This is a genomic window from Streptomyces sp. XM83C, assembly GCF_023072675.1.
Lineage (GTDB): Bacteria > Actinomycetota > Actinomycetes > Streptomycetales > Streptomycetaceae > Streptomyces > Streptomyces thermocoprophilus.
In genome coordinates, this window is record NZ_JALLGL010000615.1 from 1 (window position 1) to 994 (window position 994).

At 78.3% G+C, this 994-nt stretch carries 1 pseudogene; it reads right to left on the bottom strand.

The annotated features are described in order from the left end of the window. Nucleotides 1-116: 116 nt before the first annotated feature. Nucleotides 117-994 (bottom strand): annotated as a pseudogene (locus MTQ10_RS30710) (hypothetical protein); the annotation flags it as partial.

Here is a 994-nt window from a genome sequence, read left to right on the forward strand (position 1 = left end):
GAGCCGCGCGGTGCCGTGCGGGCCGGTCGGCGGGGGCGGCTGTGCCGGTCGGGGGCGGTGTCCGACCGGCACCCTGTGCCCGCGGGGTGCCCGGTGTGCGCGGGCGGCGGGCCGGGTCAGCCTCCCGTGTGGACCTGGAAGGCCGCCCGGCGCACGGCCTTGGCGAGGGCCGGGTCCGGGTGGGCGGCCGCGAGCGCGACCAGGACCTGCACGGTGCGCGGATGGCCGACGGCGCGGACCTCGTCGAGCAGCGCGGGGACGGTCGGCTGGAGGGCGGACTCCAGGTGCCGTACCAGCATGGACGCCTCACCGTGGTCGGCGACCGCGGCGGCCGTGTCCACCCACAGCCAGGTGGCCTCCTCACGGGTGAGCACCTCGTGGGCGTCCTCCGGATCGACACCGTCGTGCTCGGCGAGCCAGAGCAGGGCGTACGGCCTGAGCGCCGGCTCGTCGACGACGGCACGCACGTCGGGCTCGGCGGGGGCGCCGACGACCCGCAGGGCCTCGAAGGCGAGGCCGCGCAACAGGGCGTCGTCACCGCGGGCGGCGTCGAGCAGCTCGGTGACGGCGCTGCCGACGGGCCGGGCGGCGAGCCAGGCGCGGTACTCGGCGCGGGCCGCGTTGGGGCGCAGCTGGGCACAGCCGCGCAGCATGTCCTCGGCGGACTGCTCGATGTTACCGGCGGGGCTCTGCGCGGCGACGCAGATCTGCTCCAGCTTGACCCACACCGCCCAGCTGCCCAGCGGTGTCAGCGTGGCCTGACCGTCGCCGTAGGTGAGGGCGCCGACGGAGGCGAGCGCGCTCAGCGCCCAGTCCAGCAGGGGCGCCAGCTCCGCCTCGTCGGCGGGGGCGTCGGCGGGGGCCGCGTCGACGCCGGTGACCGGGGAGAGCAGCGGTACCGGTGCGACGGCCGCGGCGTCGGCCGGTTCCTCGGGCGCACCCGTCTCGGCCGGGTGGCCGGGCGCGTCGGCGGGAGCGGCGATCGCGTCGGGGG